The organism is Bacillus sp. GbtcB10 (genome assembly GCF_019091365.1).
In the GTDB taxonomy this organism is placed as follows: Bacteria; Bacillota; Bacilli; order Bacillales; family Bacillaceae; genus Bacillus; species Bacillus altitudinis.
In genome coordinates this window covers 877327-895085 of sequence record NZ_JAGXJP010000003.1, presented here as the reverse complement: position 1 = coordinate 895085, position 17759 = coordinate 877327, and the positions used below count along the sequence as shown (strand labels likewise).

The following is a 17759-nucleotide window of genomic DNA, read 5'->3' as shown; positions in this document are numbered from 1 at the left end:
CTGAAGGGATCGGTCTTGAAAACCGACAGGGGTGTCAAAGCCCGCGGGGGTTCGAATCCCTCTTCCTCCGCCATATTTTTAAAAAATGATATCATCGCGGGGTGGAGCAGTTCGGTAGCTCGTCGGGCTCATAACCCGAAGGTCGCAGGTTCAAATCCTGCCCCCGCAACCAAATTTTTTCTCTATTGGTCCGGTAGTTCAGTTGGTTAGAATGCCTGCCTGTCACGCAGGAGGTCGCGGGTTCGAGTCCCGTCCGGACCGCCATTTTAAATGAATACATGGCTCGGTAGCTCAGTTGGTAGAGCAACGGACTGAAAATCCGTGTGTCGGCGGTTCGATTCCGTCCCGAGCCACTTTTACAAATAAATATCAGTATGGCGGTTGTGGCGAAGTGGTTAACGCACCAGATTGTGGCTCTGGCACTCGTGGGTTCGATTCCCATCAATCGCCCCATACATATTTTTGCGGGTGTAGTTTAGTGGTAAAACCTCAGCCTTCCAAGCTGATGTCGTGGGTTCGATTCCCATCACCCGCTCCATTTGCATATCGTTCATGGGCCTGTAGCTCAGCTGGTTAGAGCGCACGCCTGATAAGCGTGAGGTCGGTGGTTCGAGTCCACTCAGGCCCACCATGACTTTCCGCAGTAGCTCAGTGGTAGAGCTATCGGCTGTTAACCGATCGGTCGTAGGTTCGAATCCTACCTGCGGAGCCAAATGGAGAAGTACTCAAGTGGCTGAAGAGGCGCCCCTGCTAAGGGTGTAGGTCGCGCAAGCGGCGCGAGGGTTCAAATCCCTCCTTCTCCGCCATTTTTTTCTGGCCCGTTGGTCAAGCGGTTAAGACACCGCCCTTTCACGGCGGTAACACGGGTTCGAATCCCGTACGGGTCATTTTTTAAAGAGGTCTAATAAAGACCTCTTTTTTATTTTCCGCAAAACGAAAGACCGCCATCATAGCGGTCTTTTCTTACATATTCATGGAATAGATCGTATAAGACAAGTATGTCGCAAAGAATCCCCATAAAACATAGGGAATCAATAAAATTGGAACAACATTGCTTAGTTTACGTGAGACGATGACAAGTGCGAGTGCTGTCAGTGCTACAAGCAGGCAGTCGATCGTAGCTGCAAATAAATCTTTTTGTGTAAATTGAAAAAAACTAAAGGCTTGATTGAATACATAATTTAAAAGAAACAGAATCCAAAATGGTAATGTGATTTTTTGAAAACCATACTTTGCATAAATGATGGCGGCAGATAACGAAATGAGGGCGAATAAGACAGCCCAGACCGCACCGATGACACCACCACTAGGTGTCCATTCAGGTTTATTTAGTGCGTCATACCATTCTCTGTCGATAGGGAACAGGAACCCTGCAATAGAAAATAATGCGTATGTAATAAAGAAGACGATAACCGCCCAAATGATACTTTTTTTAGCCATCCAGAAATCTCCTCCCAATCAATTCACTCTTCAACTTATTTCCCAATTATTACATGATATAAACATCAAGCCCCCAATATGTGGGGACTAATGATTTTTTTTAGTATATGGATCTTCTTCGTAAGGCTTCAAGTCACCAAACACCGTCATGACGCCTTCTTCATCTAATGCTTCTTCATAAGCTTCGTGTGCTTTATTTGGATAGACCTTGCTTGCTTTACCTTCAATATCAGCAGCTGCAAACCCCTCGTAGTCTTCCACATAATCTTCATCTTCTGATTGTGTATACACATCATCGTATGTCAATGGAGGAAATTCCATATCGGACGGGGTATCAGAGTTCCCATAGCGTTCTACATCTTGGTAGGCATCTTCGCCATCATATGCAGCACTTTCTTCATTTTCAAATTGCCCTGAGGGCGGACTTAATAAGTCCTCTTCAATGGGACGGTTTTGTGAAACGGTCTGTTCTTTTGAATGCTCTGTGCATGTGACGGCGGTGGGAAGGGCTTCTAAGCGTTCTTTAGGAATAGGGGCTTTACACACTTTACACAAACCATAAGAGCCGTCTGCCATTGCTTGGAGTGCTTCATTGATATCGGACAGATGCTCATGTTCCAAACTGTTTAAGGCAATGTCTTTTCCGCGTTCGAATAGTTCTGTCCCTTGGTCGCCAGGGTGGTTATCATAAGCTGACAGTTCGCCCACTGAATCATAAGGAAATGATACTTTCTGTTCATCGTCATGGCTTTTGGCTTCAATTTCTTGTTTTTCATCGAGAAGTCGTTGCTTCAATTGATGTAATTCGTTTTTAGACAACAAAGCGATCACCCTTTCATATCAAACATATTGTTAGTATGAGCAAATTTTTATGTAAGACTTGTGCCAATTTGAAGCAATTCTTCAATAAAAAACGCCTGCGGCTGCAGGCGTTTCGTGTTATGCGAGATAATATTGTAAGATCAATGCGATCGTTAACAGGAAACCAAAAAACGTATTGGTTTGTGCTGTCGACTTCATGGCATTCATTAATTCAATTGGCTTTTCTTTTTGCTTAAATTCTTTAATGGCTGTATAAGCTTTTGGCACACTGAGTAAGACAAGAAGACTCCAAAGACCCACGATATCCATAAAGATATAAACAAAAATGAGTACATATGAGATCACAAACATGGAAAGTAGGATGTTGACTGCCGCTTTACGTCCAGCTAGGATAGCAAGTGTTTTTCGTCCATTCTCTTTATCACCGTCTAAATCACGGATATTGTTCGACAGTAAGATGGCACCAACTAAAATAGAGATAGGTAATGAAATGAGCACAGCTTTTGATGTCAATGTTCCTGTTTGGATATAGAAACTAATTAAAATGATGCCTAGTCCCATAAAAGCACCTGATACAAGTTCTCCAAATGGTGTATAAGCAATTGGTACAGGGCCACCGGTATAAAAATAGCCTGCTGCCATACAAATTAGTCCTATGAGTGCAATCCACCAGCTAGACATCATGCAAATATAGATACCAAGTAATAAAGAAAGCGCGAATAAGGCATAAGCGAGGCCTAAAACTGTTTTTGGTTTTACACCGTTTCTCACGATCGCTCCACCGATACCGACAGATTTCTCATTGTCCAATCCGCGAACATAATCAAAGTACTCATTAAACATGTTCGTTGCAATTTGGATAAACATCGATGCAAATAGCATAGCTAAAAATAGCCCAACATGTATTTGACCACTCGGAAGTGCTAGGACAGTTCCTAAAGTAACGGGAATAAATGCCGCTGTTAATGTATGCGGTCGTAGTAAATTCCACCAAATCCGCCAGTTCTTATCAGGCTTAATTGGTGAAAGCTGATCTGATATCGATTGATGCTGCATAAAATATACTCCTTTAAATAAAAAAATACGTACACGTCCAAATTCCAGTTTAGCAAAGTTCAAAAAGGTGTCAATATATTGATGCGATGAAACAAGAAAAAGATGTTTGCTAATCGTTCCCATCTAGAGAGAAAGCTTGATCTTCGAACAGGTCTTACCATTTTTTAAGGGATGTTCTCATTTCAATAAGCGGGAGCGAAAAAATCTTGAAAGCGTGATATAATAAGGATTCGAGGTTTTAAAAGCTGTTTTCTTTACTAAGTTCATCTGTTAAGGTTTATAATAGAAAAGCAGGTCATTCGACATAATCGAATGTTCATGTATTTTTTTACATGATGGTTTTATTTTTATATGTTATTTCATGGATTTTGGAGGAATGTATCATGGTGACAACAGTGCAAAGTACTTTCCGGCAGGAAGCGCTTGCGACATTAGAAGAAGCGAATAACGTCAACCATGCTGTTTTGATAAGCTACTCCAGAAGAGTTGACGATCTGGATCCTCTTGCCTTTTTCCAAAGCGGCGAAGCGGATTTTTTAGGCGAGCGGTTTTTTTGGTCTGATCCAGAAAGCCAAATGATATTTTCTGGACTTGGCAGAGCGGCCGTGATTAAATCATCAGAGCAAGGCAAAGAACGATTCAATATCGTCCATCAAGAATGGGAGCAGCTGAAACAGCATATGTTCCATTTTCATGATGAGAAGGAGTTAAAGCAAGCGGCAGTTGGTCCGCTTTTATTTGGAGGATTTTCATTTGATCCATATGAAGAGAAGGCGCGTCACTGGGAAGCATTTGGCGAGGCTCATTTTTTTGTGCCATCGATGATGCTGACTGTTTCAAAAGAAGGTACGTTTCTAACGATCAATGAATGGAATGAGGTGGACGGGAATGTTCATCAGCTCATTCAAGAATTAGAACAGAAAGCTTCTAATTTTGATGCATTGCCTGTCAGAAATCATGGACAAGCTGAGCTTGTTCATATGGAAGAGTTAGATGTCCAGGAATGGATGAAAGCAATCCATGAAGCGACAGAACACATTCGTGTGAACGAATATGAAAAGGTTGTTTTAGCAAGAGAAGTCTTGCTTCACTATAAAAATCAAATTGAACTCGCTCCACTATTAGCAGAATTACTAAAACATCAAACAACGAGTTATGTATTTGCTATAGAGCAGGGAAGACAAGCATTTGTCGGGGCGACGCCTGAACGTTTAGTGAAAAAAAGCGGTGGTGAAGTCTTTTCATCGTGTTTGGCAGGTTCCATTGTTCGTGGTCAAGATGAAGTAGAAGATCAGGCACTAGGTGAGGAACTGCTTTGTGATGAGAAAAATTTGATTGAACATCAAATTGTCGTGAATATGATTGAGCAGGCATTTGAAGCAAACTGCCATCATGTGCATAAGCCAAATCAACCAAGTCTTTATAAAACGAAAAACATTCAGCATTTATTTACACCCATTGTGGGAGAAATCAAAAGCAGCTGTTCACTCTTTTCATTAATTGAACAGCTTCATCCAACACCAGCGCTTGGAGGATATCCTAAGGAAAAAGCGGTAGAGGTGATTCGTGAAATCGAACCGTTGAAACGCGGTTGGTATGCGGCGCCAGTGGGATGGATTGATTCTAAGGACAATGGAGAATTTGCTGTAGCCATTCGATCAGGTCTTATTGAGGAAGACCAAGTTCGTTTGTTTGCTGGATGTGGAATTGTAGAGGATTCCCTTGCAAAACAAGAGTATGAAGAAACGCAAGTGAAATTAAGACCAATGCTGTCTGCTCTTGGAGGTCGTCCTATTGAATAATCAAATCATGACAAGATATATTGGCAGATTAATGGATGAATTTGTGCAAAGTGGTGTGAAGGAGGCAGTTGTTTGTCCTGGCTCCCGTTCAACACCGCTTGCGATGCTCGCTCTTGCTCATCAAGAAATCAATGTCCATGTGTTAGTGGATGAACGGTCTGCTGCTTTTTATGCACTGGGTCTTGCGAAAGCGAGCCAAACACCAGTGCTACTCATTTGTACATCAGGTACGGCAGCAGCTAACTTTTACCCAGCTGTTGTCGAGGCACATTATTCCCGGGTACCACTGATTGTTTTAACTGCTGATCGGCCGCACGAATTGAGGGAGGTTGGGGCACCTCAAGCGATTGATCAGCAATTCTTATTCGGTAAGTTTGTTAAATGGTTCACAGACTTAGCCTTGCCAGAAGAAAGCCAAACGATGCTGCGGTATGTCCAAACTGCTGCTGCTAGGGCAAGTCACGTGTCAATGCAGGAGCCAAAGGGACCAGTTCAGGTGAATGTGCCGCTGAGAGAACCATTGCTACCTGACTTGTCTATTGATCCTTTTGATAGAGAAGAAGTAGCTGCGAACAAAGTTTTAGCAACAGGTCAAGCTCGTCCGGATGATCGGGTTATGTCAGAATTAGTGTCTATCATGAACAAAGCGGCAAAAGGAATCATTGTTGCTGGTGAACTTCACTCGGCGGAAGAGCAGGCGTCAGTGTTACGTCTTGCAAAAGCTTTGCATCTGCCAATTTTAGCTGACCCGCTTTCTCTTTTGCGAAATGGACATGAAAGTGAAGAATACATCATAGATGCGTACGATTCTTTGTTAAAAGATGAGGCATTGCAGCAGCATCTCTTGCCTGAAATGGTCATTCGTTTTGGACCGATGCCTGTGTCTAAGCCTTTATTTAAGTGGCTGGAAAAGCATGCGGAAGTGAAGCAGATTGTCGTCGATGCTGCGGGTGGTTATCGAGATCCTGGTTTAAGCGCATCATACATGATTGAAAGTCATGCAGCCTCTTTTGTAGAAGAAGTCTTGATTAGAGCGGAAAAGCGTCAGGATACATCTAATTTACGACGCTGGCAGAGTGTCAATTCTTCTTTTAGAATGCATGTAAATCAATACAATGATGAGGACCTGACATTTGAGGGAAATGTGTATCGTCAGCTGCAGCACCTTTTGCCAAAAGAGAGTGTGCTCTTTATCGGAAATAGTATGCCTATTCGAGATGTCGATACCTTTTTTGAAACGCAGTCAAAACCGTTTCGGATGATGGCGAATCGCGGAGCAAATGGCATTGATGGTGTTGTGTCCACAGCTCTTGGAACATATGCAGCCTTGAAACAACCCATCACTTTAGTCATCGGCGATTTGTCTTTTTACCATGATATGAACGGTCTTCTTGCAGCTAAGCTAATGGACATTCCGCTCACGGTTGTGTTGTTAAACAATGATGGAGGAGGAATCTTTTCTTTCCTTCCGCAGGCATCCGATGAACCGTATTATGAAAAGCTCTTTGGTACGCCGACTGGGTTGAATTTTGAGTATGCATCAAAGCTATATGGGGGATCCTATTCGAAGCCGACAACGAAAGAAGAGTTAAAAGATGTGTACTTGGCGCATATCCAAGAACCAGGGCTTCATTTAATTGAGATTGAAACTGACCGGCATTCTCGCGTGGGCAAACATCGCCAAATGATGGACGAGATATTGAGGGAAGTGAAAAAAGAATGCCTTCACTCATAATACGAATGCACGATGGTGTGGCGTATGAGGTGATAGACCATAACCCATCTGCTGAAAATGCCACGTTATGTTTACATGGCTTTACAGGGAGTGCAGCTTCTTGGGCTTTTTTGAATACTTATACAGAAAAACATACGAGATTGATTCAGGTCAGCTTGCTTGGACATGGCCGCACAGACTCACCAAAGAGTATAAGAAGATATGCAATGTCCCAGCAGCTGGCAGATCTTGTTGAGATTTTAGATCAATTAAAGCTTCACAAAGTGAATATTCTCGGATATTCTATGGGAGGGCGTATTGCTTTATCATTTGCCTCCCGTTATCCAGAACGTGTAAACAAGTTGATTCTTGAGAGTACATCTCCAGGGCTGAACTCTTTTAAAGAGCGGATGGAGAGGCTGAATCATGATCATCAGCTAGCTCAAAAGATCAGACATGAAGGATTAGCGCAGTTTGTGGATTTTTGGGAGAACATTCCGCTGTTTGCTTCGCAGAAATCCTTGCCAGCGGACAGGCTAACGCAACTGAGAGAGGGAAGGCTAAAAGCCGATCCTAACGGGCTGGCTCGCAGCTTAGAAGGTATAGGAACGGGCTCACAGCCGTCTATGTGGGAAGCATTAAAGCAGATAAAACAGCCTGTTTTACTCATTTGCGGAACACTTGATAAAAAGTTCTGTCACATCGCCAAACGTATGCAGCAGGAGCTTGAATACAGTCAATTCACATTAGTAGAGCATGCCGGGCATACAGTTCATGTGGAACAACCACATTTTTTTGGTAAAATAGTAAGTGAGTTTATTTTATCGCAAGATTAGAGGAGGAAATATTGATGGCTATTGAATGGCAAACTGAGCGTCAGTATGACGAAATTTTATATGAAACGTATAATGGGATTGCAAAAATCACCATTAACCGTCCGCATGTACATAATGCATTTACACCAAAGACTGTAAGTGAATTAATTGATGCATTCTCACGTGCTCGTGACAATTCAGATGTTGGTGTCATTGTCCTTGCAGGTGCTGGAGGAAAAGCATTCTGTTCAGGTGGAGACCAAAAAGTACGCGGTCATGGCGGCTATGTAGGAGACGATCAAATTCCACGTCTAAACGTCCTAGACTTACAGCGTTTAATTCGTGTCATTCCAAAACCAGTTATTGCGATGGTTGCGGGCTATGCGATTGGCGGCGGGCATGTGCTTCATGTCGTGTGTGACCTGACCATTGCAGCAGACAATGCGATTTTTGGACAAACAGGACCAAAAGTGGGCAGCTTTGATGCTGGTTATGGATCTGGCTATCTTGCACGTATTGTGGGTCATAAGAAAGCAAGAGAAATCTGGTACTTATGCCGTCAATACAATGCACAAGAAGCGCTTGATATGGGACTTGTCAACACAGTTGTACCATTAGAGCAGCTGGAAGAAGAAACAGTGAAGTGGTGTGAGGACATGCTAGAAAAAAGCCCGACTGCTTTACGATTCTTGAAAGCTGCATTTAATGCTGACACAGATGGATTAGCTGGTATTCAGCAATTTGCAGGAGATGCGACCCTTCTTTATTACACAACAGATGAAGCAAAAGAAGGACGCGATTCCTTTAAGGAAAAACGGAAGCCAGACTTCGGTCAGTTCCCTCGTTTCCCTTGATTCAATGATATGGATGAAAACAGCTTAGTGCATCAGACTGAGCTGTTTTCTTTTATGAAAAGGAGGTGTCATGATGAAGCAACCGAATTGGCTGCTGCACCGTGCGTATTTAACGCCAGACCGGGTCGCACTCATTTATCAAGACAACGAGTGGACATTTCGTGATTTAGCGAATGATGTAGACCAACTTGCAAATCGACTGACACGTGCATCTTTTAAAAAAGGGGATACGGTTGCGATTTTAATGAACAACCATCCTCACATGGTCATGCTTGTTCACGCTTGTTTTTTATTAGGCTTCAAGATTGTGTTATTGAACAATAAGTTAACAAAAGCAGAGAGACGTTTTCAGCTGAAAGATGCGAAAGTCATGGCTTTATTAACAGAGCCTGCATATGCAAATGAGCATCATGGTGATTTACCTGTTTATACAATAGAGACTTTACCTGATGCAGATCATGATATGGAAAAGAAGGTCGTACATGATATTGATTTAAATGAGACGGCGACGATTATGTATACATCTGGAACGACAGGACGCCCTAAAGGGGTGGAGCAAACGTTTGGCAATCATTTTCATAGTGCTGTTTCCTCGGCATTGAATTTAGGGATCAGGGAGGACGACCGCTGGCTCATTGCCTTGCCTCTTTTTCATATAAGCGGTTTATCCGCTATATTTAAATCTGTCATATACGGTATGACTGTCGTGCTTCATCAAAAGTTTGATGTCGATGAAGTCAAGGATGCTATTGAACAGCATCGAGTGACGATGGTGTCAGTTGTACAAACCATGCTGTCCCGTTTATTAAGTGGACTTGAAGAATGTCCGTCATCTTTGCGCTGCCTGCTGTTAGGCGGAGGCCCTGCGCCTTATGCGATGCTTCAAGAGAGTAAGGAGAAAGGATTTCCTGTGTTTCAATCGTACGGTATGACGGAGACCTGCTCACAAATTGTGACACTTGCGCCCGAATTTAGTGTGGAAAAGCTTGGATCAGCGGGAAAGCCCCTTTTTGGGTGTGAATTAAAGATTCAAGATGAGAACCGTCCGTGTCGTCCTTTTGAGCATGGTGAAATCATGGTAAAAGGTGCAAATGTCATGAAAGGCTACCTTTATCGTCAAGAGGCAACAGCTGCTGCATTTGAGCAGGGCTGGCTGAAAACGGGTGATATTGGCTATGTAGATGAGGACGGATTTTTATTTGTGCTTGATCGGCGGTCAGACTTAATTATTTCTGGCGGAGAAAATATTTATCCAGCAGAAATTGAAGCAGTTCTTTTAACACATCCAAATGTAAAGGAAGCCGGAGTGACGGGTATGTATGATAAAAAATGGGGAGAGGTACCTGCTGCCTTCCTTGTGACAGATGAGCAGATTCCGGAGAATGAGCTCTATGCTTTATGTCAGTCGCAATTAGCCAAGTATAAATGGCCCGCCGCTTTTCACTTTGTGGATGAGCTGCCAAGGAATGCGTCGAATAAATTGCAGAGGCACAGACTCAAATCAAAGGGGTTTTTAGATGATTCAAATTGAACGTGTGATCTTATATCATGTCACGATGAAACTCAAACAGCCATTTACAACGAGCCTTGGGACCATTTCAGAGCGTGAGTTTATTATTGTCGAGGTCAAAGATCAAACAGGATTAACTGGATGGGGAGAGGTATCTGCCTTCTCTTCTCCGTGGTATACAGAAGAAACCATCGAGACCTGCTATCACATGCTGAGGGCTTTCTTTATCCCGAACGTGCTGACCCGATCTTTTACACATCCTTCGGACATACCAGACAGCTTGTACCATTTTAAAGGCAATAGAATGGCCAAAGCAGGAATTGAGGCAGCTGTGTGGGATATTTATGCAAAGCGAGAAAATAAGTCCTTACGTGACGTCTTAGGCGGTACTAGAGATAGAATTCCATCTGGTGTCGTTGCGGGGTTAGGACCAATAGATGATATGATTCAGCAAATCGAGCAGTTTGTTGATCAAGGCTATCAGCGTGTGAAAGTGAAGATTAAGCCGGGACAAGATATTGGACTTCTACAAAAGATAAGAGAGTCTTTCCCTCACCTTCCGTTAATGGCGGATGCAAACTCTGCGTATGAATTAAAGGATATTAGCAAACTGAAGCAGCTCGACGATATTCGTTTATTAATGATTGAACAGCCTTTAGCTGCAGATGACATTGTCGATCATCGGCATTTGCAAAAGCATTTAAAAACACCAATCTGTTTGGATGAAAGTATTTGTTCTTTAGATGATGCGAGAAAAGCTGTAGAACTTGGAAGCTGTCAGATTATTAATGTGAAGCCTTCACGAGTTGGAGGGCTGACTGAAGCTCTTAAGATTCATGCGTTCTGCAAGGAGCAGCAGATTCCGTTATGGTGCGGGGGAATGATTGAAACAGGCATTTCTCGCGCGCAAAACGTGGCACTTGCATCACTTCCGCAATTTACGATTCCTGGGGATATTTCAGCATCGTCGAAATATTGGGAGCAGGATATCATTTTTCCTGAAATCAAAGTTGAAAATGGGTTTATTGAGGTGCCTCGTTCTCCAGGTATGGGCGTAGAAGTTGATTATCAAGCGCTTCGTTCTTTCTCAGATAAAATTGATGTGTTTACAAAACATGATTTTGTGAAATGAAAACGAATGAATAGCCATTTGCACCATCAATAGAACCACTGTATAGTTGAGGAAAGTTTTTCCTTCCTGTCTGAACAAAAAGAAAGAGCGGTCATCCGCTCTTTCTTACTCTTCTACAAGCCCGCTGTCGTAAGCAAGCTGTCCAATATACTGATGCATGTCATTGGGCATGTCGGAAACATGTCCGTATTCATAATCCCAAAGATTTAAAAAGGAGTGAGCTGCTTGATAAAATGCAGCCTCGTCCGCGTCCTGAATTTCTTCAAGAAACGTTTGAGCAAGCCGATCGTTTTTCAAAGCGAAGCGCCTCCTTTAATGAGACTTAAAGGTCTTGAGGTTTAAACGTTTTACAGTCAGTTTCTTCACTTTTCTCAGCCGTATTTCCTGTATGGCTGACGACATAAATTGCATCTGCACCACAACGATTTCCAGCATTCCAGTAGGAACAGTTGTTTACTTCACAAAGGATTTTTTGACTCATACAGATGACCTCCTTTTGAGTATGTCTTTCATCTATAATGTAACCGAAGTAAGGGGCGTTCATTCATGTTAATCTTCCTGACGAATATAACGCTTATCTTTCATAAACAATTTCCAGAAGAAGTAGAACCCAGGGAAGAGGATGATAAACCCTACAATATACGTAATAAATAATGCCCTAAATGTGACGGGATCTGTAAACCCAGACATGATGGTAATATCAGGATAGGCCATATAGGGCAAATGCGCATGTCCATACACATAGCTTGCTAAGAAATATTGAATTGTAATGGCGATAACCGCTAAACGTGGTCTCCCTTTCCGATGTTTAAAGCGACTGTTTGGTAAAAATAGAGCCAAACCTGCAAGCAAAAACATGAGTAGAGAAACAAGAAGGATCGGGATGTTCTGCATCATTTTTGTGAACAGCCAATTGGCCTCACTTCTCAGTGTGAGCATGATAAAGAAAGCCATCATGAGAGAAAGTGGACCCGTAATCAGTGCTCCTCTTCTATAAATGTTATAAGCCTCATCTTCGTTTGCAACATTAGAAAAATCAGCTAAAAGCAAAGATGAGAGGAAAAGGGTACTGAAAATCGCAAAACCTACGAAAGAATAGACATTTGCGCTTGTAAAGACCAATCCTAAATCTAATGAGTAGACATTATTCTCCTGAAAGATGAATCCACCATGTGTAATGGGGAGAACCATGATGAGAATGGACGGAATAATAAAGCCGCTAATTCCTGAAATATATGTAACGGCTTTTCTATATTTTTTAGGCAGTGAATGAGAGAAGACGAGAAATCCGCTTCGCAGTGCAAGAAGCAACAAAATAATGCTGCCGGGTATTAATAGAACAGTGCCTAGCACAAATGTTGCACCTGGAAACAAGCTAAACAAGGCAACGACGATGGCCACAATGAAGACGTTTGTTACTTCCCAAGTGGGAGAAAGATACTTATTTGCGATATTTGCGGCCTTTGTCTGCTCTTTATTCATGTAAATCATTGACCAAAATCCTGCACCGAAATCCATTGATGCCATCACTGCATAGATAAACACGAATCCCCATAAGATGGTGATTGCAATGAGTGCATCAGTTGTTACATCCATTTGCATCAAGATCGCTCCCTTTTTAAGATTCTGTTAACCGTAAGTCTTCTTCAATTGAATGTTTTCTAAAGTAGTACGTCAGTACAATCACAGTTGCGATGCCTAAAATGAGATAGACAATGGCAAAAAGGATGAAAAGTGTACCGATAGATCCTGATGATGTAACGACTTCAGAGGTTTTGAGCATTCGATAAATCACCCATGGCTGACGGCCTGTACAGGCAAAGATCCAGCCGAATTCAATCGCCAAGAGACTAAGAGGCCCGCCAAATAAATAAAGGACAAGCAGCCATTTTGGGTAATGGTCGCGTTTTAAAATTTTGCGGTAAAACAGTGCTAACATAGCAAAGAAAATGAGCAATGAGCCGATAATGACCATTCCGTTAAATAATGTGTGAATAAATAAAGGCGGCCACTCGTCCCTAGGGAAATCATTTAACCCTTTAACCACAGTATCAAAGCTATTTCCTGCAAGAAAACTAAGTGCCCAAGGGATTTCGATAGCTCCTTTGATTTCTTGCGTATTGGCATCAGTAAAACCGCCAATAGCCAGAGGCGCATGTGATTGCGTTTCAAATAAACCTTCAGCACCCGCTAATTTTTCAGGCTGATATTCATACAGAAGCTGAGCTGATTCGTGACCGTTTAAGGCTGTGAGAAAAGAGAAAAGTCCACCAACAATCAGTCCAAGAAAAAGGGCTTTTCGATGAAAGGTATAGAGCTTTTCGTTTTTTCTTGTTTTCAACATTTTAAATGCAGCGACAGAAGCAATGACAAAAGCGCCTGTTGTAAAAGCAGACAGTACTACGTGAGTAGCAGTTACAACAAAACTAGGATTGAAAAAGGCCTTCCAAGGTTCGATATTCGTTATTTCTCCATTGACCATTTGAAAGCCAGCGGGTGTTCCTTCAAAAGCATGTACGTTTGTAATGAGAATCGCTGAAGCTGCTGCACCAATGACAACGAAAATAACGGTAATGATGCGCATGGCTGGTGATAAACGATCTGCTGCGTACACATAAATAGACATAAATAATGCTTCAATAAAGAAAGCATAAATTTCTATTTGAAATGGCAGTGACATGACTTTTCCGATGACCTCCATAAAACCAGGCCATAGAAGGGCAAGCTGCGTACCAGCAATGGTACCGGTTGGAATGGCGACCCCTAACAGAACAGCCTGCGCTTTTGTCCATCGTTTGGCCATGATGGCATAATGCGGGTCCTTCGTTTTTTGAAAGATGAGTTCAGCTAACAAAATCATTAGCGGGATGCCTACGCCAAGCGAGGCATAAATAATATGGAAGCCCATTGTTGTGCCGAACAGACTTCTAGCTAAAACGAGATCAGTCAATTTTTTCTCCGCCTTTCTTATCGCATCTCTTTTGATGGTGTTTATTATTCTCCACCATTTTTAGATTATTCTTCCTGACTAAGAAAGCTTGTTTTTTGACAAGTTGTAAAAGAGGGAGTAGAATATAATTATAAAACGTAATCGTTACGTTTTAATGATGAAGGGAGTTTTGACATTGAAAAGAGATATTCATCCAACCTCACATGAAGTTGTATTTATGGACGTAAACAGCGGTTACCGCTTCTTAAGTAGATCAACAAAGACATCACATGAGACCGTAGAGTGGGAAGATGGGAAGACTTATCCTGTCATTAAAGTAGAGACAAGCTCTGATACGCATCCATTTTATACAGGACGCCAGAAATTCGGAGAAAAAGGCGGCAGAGCGGAGCAGTTTAAGAAAAAATACCAAATGTAGACAAAGAAACACACCTGATCATGGTGTGTTTTTTTGTGCATTAAAAAACCCCGGCTGATCGCACGGGGTTCAAGAATTCATTCAACATTTAAAGCTGTTTTTAATGTGTTTAAATTTTGTTTCATTAAGCTGACATAGCTTTCGCCATTTTTAGCATCATCTTCTGTAATGGATTCTAGATTTTTCAGTGTAAGGCTCTTTGCCCCAATTTCACTGCGAATCGTATCTGATACTTTACTGCTGACGTTATTTTCAAAAATGACATACTTGATGTGATGCTTTTCTGCCTGTTGTACGATATTTTCAAGCTGTTTTTGGGAAGGCTCTTCAGAAGCAGAGAGTCCTAGTACACTGATTTGCTCAATGCCATAGCGTTTTTCCCAGTAGCCGTATGCTGCGTGAGAAACAAGAATTTCTTTATGTTTTGCTTTAGATAACGTTGTTTTGAATTCCTGATCTAACGATTGTAATTCTTTTTTTAGTGATTCATAGTTTTTTGTGTATTCGTCTTTATGATCTGGATCTAGTGAAACGAGTGTGTCTTTAATGTTTTTTGCCATTTGCTGTGCATAAACAGGGTCTAGCCATGCATGGGGATCTTTATCTCCGTGGTCGTGTCCATCATGGTCATGATCTTCACCTTCATGATCGTGATCATGGTCCTCACCTTCTTCATGAGCATGTTCTTCTTGTGTTGATAATAGCTTGATGCCTTCGGCTGCTTTCACTGTTTTCACGCCTTGGTCTTTTAACGTAGAAGCCGTTTTATCAGCAAATGCTTCAGCACCTGTTCCGCTGTAAATAAAGGCATCTCCTTCAGCCATTTCAACCATCGTTTTTGAACTTGGTTCAAAGCTGTGTGCATCTGCATTGGCAGGGTACACACTTTGAGCGTTCACGTGAGAGCCGCCAATTTTTTCAGTGAAATTTTGAATAGGGAAGATCGTCGTGTAAATGGTTAATTTCCCGTCTGCTTTTCCTTTTGAAGCATTTGTCCCCGCACTGCTTGAGCAAGCGGCAAGACCGACCGCTAATAAAGCAGCTGTTAAAATAAAAAAGATTTTTTTCATCTAAGAATGTCTCCTCTCAACCTATTAGATAGAAATGATTACGATTTAATGTCCTGAGTTATTGTATCGTAATAATTACGATTTGAAAAGAGGAAATTAAAAAATTTTCATCAGAAGATGTTTCCTCTAAAAAAATAGACGTCAAAACGTGACGAAATTTAAAACATTGTGCTATATTTATTTTTAAAAAAAGAAAAAGGAATGGACAAACTTATGAAACTTTTAGACGAAATCATCGAGTACAATCAACAATTTTGCGAAGAGAAGCGATATGAAGAGTTTACAACAACGAAGTTTCCACAGAAAAAAGCTGTCATTCTATCATGTATGGATACAAGACTTGTTGAACTGCTTCCGCGCGCCATGAACATGAAAAATGGCGATATTAAAATTGTCAAAAGTGCTGGTGCTCTTGTTTCTCACCCATTTGGAAGTATTATGCGAAGCATTTTAGTGGCTGTTTATGAATTGAATGCTGACGAGGTTTACGTCATTGGGCATCACGATTGTGGTATGAGTAAAATAGACAGCCAAACCCTCTTAAATAAAGCCGTTGAGCGCGGTATTCCCGAAAAACGAATTGAAGTACTGGAATACTCAGGGATCGATTTTCAACAGTGGCTCAAAAGCTTTAGCTCAGTTGAAGATAGCGTGAAGGACAGTGTGTCTGTCGTTAAAAATCATCCGCTTCTTCCATCTGATGTGCCTGTACATGGTCTAGTGATTGATCCTGGGACAGGTAAGCTTGACTTAGTTGTCAACGGTTATGAAGAAAAGTAAGTTATTTTTCCTTTTTAGGTGGGACTGGATCCATGCCTCCAGGATGCAGCGGGTGACATTTTAAAATTCGCTTAATCGTGAGCCATCCGCCTTTTAAAGCGCCGTGCGTTTTGATCGCCTCTAGCCCGTAGTTTGAGCAAGTGGGGTAAAACCTGCAGCTCGGCGGTGTTAGAGGGGAAATGCATTTTTGATAAAAGCGAATGATGCCGATAAAAATTTGTTTCATAGAGGTTCCTCCTTGTCTGTCTTTTCACAGTATAAGAAAAAAGGACAAGGAAGGGAAGTTTTATAAACTAAACTGGTCGGAACAATATGTTATAATATAGGAAATTGCAATTATAGGAGTGGTGATTAATGCCTTCAGTTGAAAGCTTTGAACTTGACCATAATGCTGTAAAAGCACCTTACGTTCGTCATTGCGGCGTTCATAAAGTGGGATCAGATGGGGAAGTGAACAAATTTGATATCCGTTTTTGTCAGCCGAACAAGCAGGCAATGAAACCTGATACGATTCATACATTAGAGCATTTACTTGCGTTTAATATTAGAACACACTCAGAGAAATATGATCATTTTGATATCATTGATATTTCTCCAATGGGTTGCCAGACTGGCTACTATTTAGTTGTCAGCGGTGCACCGACACCAAGAGAGATCGTTGAACTGCTTGATGCAACATTCAAAGATGCAGTGGAGGTAACAGAAATTCCTGCTGCAAATGAAGAGCAGTGCGGTCAAGCGAAGCTTCATGATCTTGAAGGAGCAAAACGTTTAATGCGTTTCTGGCTGTCTCAGGACCAAGAAGAGCTATTAAAAGTATTTGGATAATTAGCAAGATGATGATGAACCGGACATATTGAATGTCCGGTTTTTTATATGAAATGAAACGAGAGCTGATAAAATAGGGGATATTTGTTAAAATGGACATGTCAGTAAAAAAGGGGGATACACGAATGCGGAAAATGGTAGGAATCATTTTGATGCTCGCATTACTTAGTGCATGTGGAAACTCGGCAGCGAGCAATGACAAGGGAGAAGTGCCTGAGCTATTAGAAGTCAAACTAACAGGGCCGGAGCAAGTGGAGAAAAATGAAAACGTTATCGTAAAAGCAGCTGTCACATATGGTGATACGCCTGTTGATGATGCAGATGATGTTGAATTTGAAGTGTGGAAAGATGGCGACAAGGATAACAGCAAGATGATTCAGCCAAAGAAAAAGGAGAAAGGTGTATATGAATTGCATACAGCTTTCAAACAAGATGGCCTTTATATCATACAAGTCCATGTGACAGCTAAACAGCAGCATAATATGCCGAAGACAAACATCCATGTAGGTGATGTGAAAAAAGAGAGTTCATCTACTGAAGAAGAAGATACCTCACATCATTGAAAGCG

The 17759-nt window shown here is 41.8% G+C and carries 19 protein-coding genes and 9 tRNA genes; 19 read left to right on the top strand and 9 right to left on the bottom strand.

The window, feature by feature from the left end; translation table 11 throughout:
- The first annotated feature begins 95 nt into the window (after window positions 1–95).
- The 9 genes from KVT11_RS14835 (at window position 96) to KVT11_RS14795 (ending at window position 887) form a co-directional block, all read left to right on the top strand.
- Window positions 96–172 (top strand) — tRNA-Met (locus tag KVT11_RS14835).
- A 15-nt stretch (window positions 173–187) separates the two neighbouring features.
- Window positions 188–264: transfer RNA gene (locus KVT11_RS14830), tRNA-Asp, on the top strand.
- A 16-nt stretch (window positions 265–280) separates the two neighbouring features.
- A tRNA-Phe gene (locus KVT11_RS14825) sits at window positions 281–353 on the top strand.
- 24 nt (window positions 354–377) lie between these two features.
- Window positions 378–453 (top strand) — tRNA-His (locus tag KVT11_RS14820).
- Between the two features lie 11 nt (window positions 454–464).
- Window positions 465–538: transfer RNA gene (locus KVT11_RS14815), tRNA-Gly, on the top strand.
- Between the two features lie 16 nt (window positions 539–554).
- Window positions 555–631: transfer RNA gene (locus KVT11_RS14810), tRNA-Ile, on the top strand.
- A gap of 6 nt (window positions 632–637) precedes the next feature.
- A tRNA-Asn gene (locus tag KVT11_RS14805) sits at window positions 638–712 on the top strand.
- A 3-nt stretch (window positions 713–715) separates the two neighbouring features.
- Window positions 716–806: transfer RNA gene (locus tag KVT11_RS14800), tRNA-Ser, on the top strand.
- A 9-nt stretch (window positions 807–815) separates the two neighbouring features.
- Window positions 816–887: transfer RNA gene (locus tag KVT11_RS14795), tRNA-Glu, on the top strand.
- A gap of 76 nt (window positions 888–963) precedes the next feature.
- Here the strand turns inward: KVT11_RS14795 and KVT11_RS14790 are convergent.
- From KVT11_RS14790 to KVT11_RS14780, 3 genes are all read right to left on the bottom strand, one after another.
- Window positions 964–1440 carry a TspO/MBR family protein gene (locus KVT11_RS14790; protein WP_008342900.1) on the bottom strand — a complete coding sequence of 159 codons (477 nt, stop codon included), beginning with the start codon at window positions 1438–1440 and terminating at the stop codon, window positions 964–966.
- 87 nt (window positions 1441–1527) lie between these two features.
- Window positions 1528–2262 (bottom strand): TraR/DksA C4-type zinc finger protein, encoded by a 735-nt coding sequence (locus KVT11_RS14785; RefSeq protein WP_060832581.1) that lies wholly within the window; start codon window positions 2260–2262, stop codon window positions 1528–1530.
- Window positions 2263–2379: 117 nt separating this feature from the next.
- A complete protein-coding gene (locus tag KVT11_RS14780) occupies window positions 2380–3318 on the bottom strand; it encodes a 1,4-dihydroxy-2-naphthoate polyprenyltransferase (RefSeq protein WP_017358382.1) in 939 nt (312 codons plus the stop codon).
- A 383-nt stretch (window positions 3319–3701) separates the two neighbouring features.
- Here KVT11_RS14780 and KVT11_RS14775 point away from each other — a divergent pair, with 383 nt between their 5' ends.
- The 6 genes from KVT11_RS14775 (at window position 3702) to menC (ending at window position 11145) form a co-directional block, all read left to right on the top strand.
- Complete coding sequence (locus tag KVT11_RS14775; RefSeq protein WP_008342907.1) at window positions 3702–5120, top strand: isochorismate synthase; 1419 nt, start codon at window positions 3702–3704, stop codon at window positions 5118–5120.
- A complete protein-coding gene (menD, locus tag KVT11_RS14770; protein ID WP_210552184.1) occupies window positions 5113–6855 on the top strand; it encodes a 2-succinyl-5-enolpyruvyl-6-hydroxy-3-cyclohexene-1-carboxylic-acid synthase in 1743 nt (580 codons plus the stop codon). Before KVT11_RS14775 ends, menD begins: the two co-directional genes overlap by 8 nt.
- Window positions 6840–7670, top strand: coding sequence for a 2-succinyl-6-hydroxy-2,4-cyclohexadiene-1-carboxylate synthase (gene menH / locus KVT11_RS14765; protein ID WP_210552183.1), 831 nt, complete (start codon window positions 6840–6842; stop codon window positions 7668–7670). Before menD ends, menH begins: the two co-directional genes overlap by 16 nt.
- 14 nt (window positions 7671–7684) lie before the next feature.
- Complete coding sequence (menB, locus tag KVT11_RS14760) at window positions 7685–8503, top strand: 1,4-dihydroxy-2-naphthoyl-CoA synthase (protein WP_008342913.1); 819 nt, start codon at window positions 7685–7687, stop codon at window positions 8501–8503.
- 70 nt (window positions 8504–8573) lie between these two features.
- The gene (locus KVT11_RS14755; RefSeq protein WP_035391033.1) at window positions 8574–10034 is read left to right on the top strand and encodes an o-succinylbenzoate--CoA ligase; all 1461 of its coding nucleotides are present in this window, start codon (window positions 8574–8576) and stop codon (window positions 10032–10034) included.
- A complete protein-coding gene (gene menC, locus KVT11_RS14750; RefSeq protein WP_008342917.1) occupies window positions 10021–11145 on the top strand; it encodes an o-succinylbenzoate synthase in 1125 nt (374 codons plus the stop codon). Before KVT11_RS14755 ends, menC begins: the two co-directional genes overlap by 14 nt.
- Before the next feature lie 105 nt (window positions 11146–11250).
- On the opposite strand, the gene KVT11_RS14745 is transcribed toward menC, so the two are convergent.
- From KVT11_RS14745 to KVT11_RS14730, 4 genes are all read right to left on the bottom strand, one after another.
- A complete protein-coding gene (locus KVT11_RS14745; RefSeq protein ID WP_017358376.1) occupies window positions 11251–11442 on the bottom strand; it encodes a hypothetical protein in 192 nt (63 codons plus the stop codon).
- 25 nt (window positions 11443–11467) lie between these two features.
- Complete coding sequence (locus KVT11_RS14740) at window positions 11468–11626, bottom strand: DUF1540 domain-containing protein (protein ID WP_008360682.1); 159 nt, start codon at window positions 11624–11626, stop codon at window positions 11468–11470.
- A gap of 68 nt (window positions 11627–11694) precedes the next feature.
- A complete protein-coding gene (locus KVT11_RS14735; protein WP_169476099.1) occupies window positions 11695–12741 on the bottom strand; it encodes a cytochrome d ubiquinol oxidase subunit II in 1047 nt (348 codons plus the stop codon).
- A 22-nt stretch (window positions 12742–12763) separates the two neighbouring features.
- Window positions 12764–14095 (bottom strand): cytochrome ubiquinol oxidase subunit I, encoded by a 1332-nt coding sequence (locus tag KVT11_RS14730; protein WP_008342925.1) that lies wholly within the window; start codon window positions 14093–14095, stop codon window positions 12764–12766.
- Window positions 14096–14270: 175 nt separating this feature from the next.
- Here KVT11_RS14730 and KVT11_RS14725 point away from each other — a divergent pair, with 175 nt between their 5' ends.
- Window positions 14271–14513, top strand: a complete 243-nt coding sequence (locus KVT11_RS14725) for a type B 50S ribosomal protein L31 (protein ID WP_017358374.1) — start codon at window positions 14271–14273, stop codon at window positions 14511–14513.
- A gap of 77 nt (window positions 14514–14590) precedes the next feature.
- Here the strand turns inward: KVT11_RS14725 and KVT11_RS14720 are convergent, their stop codons facing one another.
- Window positions 14591–15583 carry a metal ABC transporter solute-binding protein, Zn/Mn family gene (locus KVT11_RS14720; RefSeq protein WP_008342929.1) on the bottom strand — a complete coding sequence of 331 codons (993 nt, stop codon included), beginning with the start codon at window positions 15581–15583 and terminating at the stop codon, window positions 14591–14593.
- 213 nt (window positions 15584–15796) lie between these two features.
- On the opposite strand from KVT11_RS14720, the gene KVT11_RS14715 reads away from it, so the two are divergent.
- Window positions 15797–16363 (top strand): beta-class carbonic anhydrase, encoded by a 567-nt coding sequence (locus KVT11_RS14715; protein ID WP_019743673.1) that lies wholly within the window; start codon window positions 15797–15799, stop codon window positions 16361–16363.
- A 1-nt stretch (window position 16364) separates the two neighbouring features.
- Here KVT11_RS14715 and yidD read toward each other — a convergent pair whose 3' ends face one another.
- Window positions 16365–16589: a membrane protein insertion efficiency factor YidD gene (gene yidD, locus KVT11_RS14710; RefSeq protein ID WP_008342933.1), complete on the bottom strand. Its 225-nt coding sequence runs from the start codon at window positions 16587–16589 to the stop codon at window positions 16365–16367.
- Window positions 16590–16717: 128 nt separating this feature from the next.
- Here yidD and KVT11_RS14705 point away from each other — a divergent pair, with 128 nt between their 5' ends.
- Together KVT11_RS14705 and KVT11_RS14700 are read left to right on the top strand one after the other, a co-directional pair.
- Window positions 16718–17191, top strand: coding sequence for an S-ribosylhomocysteine lyase (locus tag KVT11_RS14705; protein ID WP_008342935.1), 474 nt, complete (start codon window positions 16718–16720; stop codon window positions 17189–17191).
- Between the two features lie 125 nt (window positions 17192–17316).
- Window positions 17317–17754: a FixH family protein gene (locus KVT11_RS14700; RefSeq protein ID WP_008342936.1), complete on the top strand. Its 438-nt coding sequence runs from the start codon at window positions 17317–17319 to the stop codon at window positions 17752–17754.
- The last annotated feature ends 5 nt before the right edge of the window (window positions 17755–17759 follow it).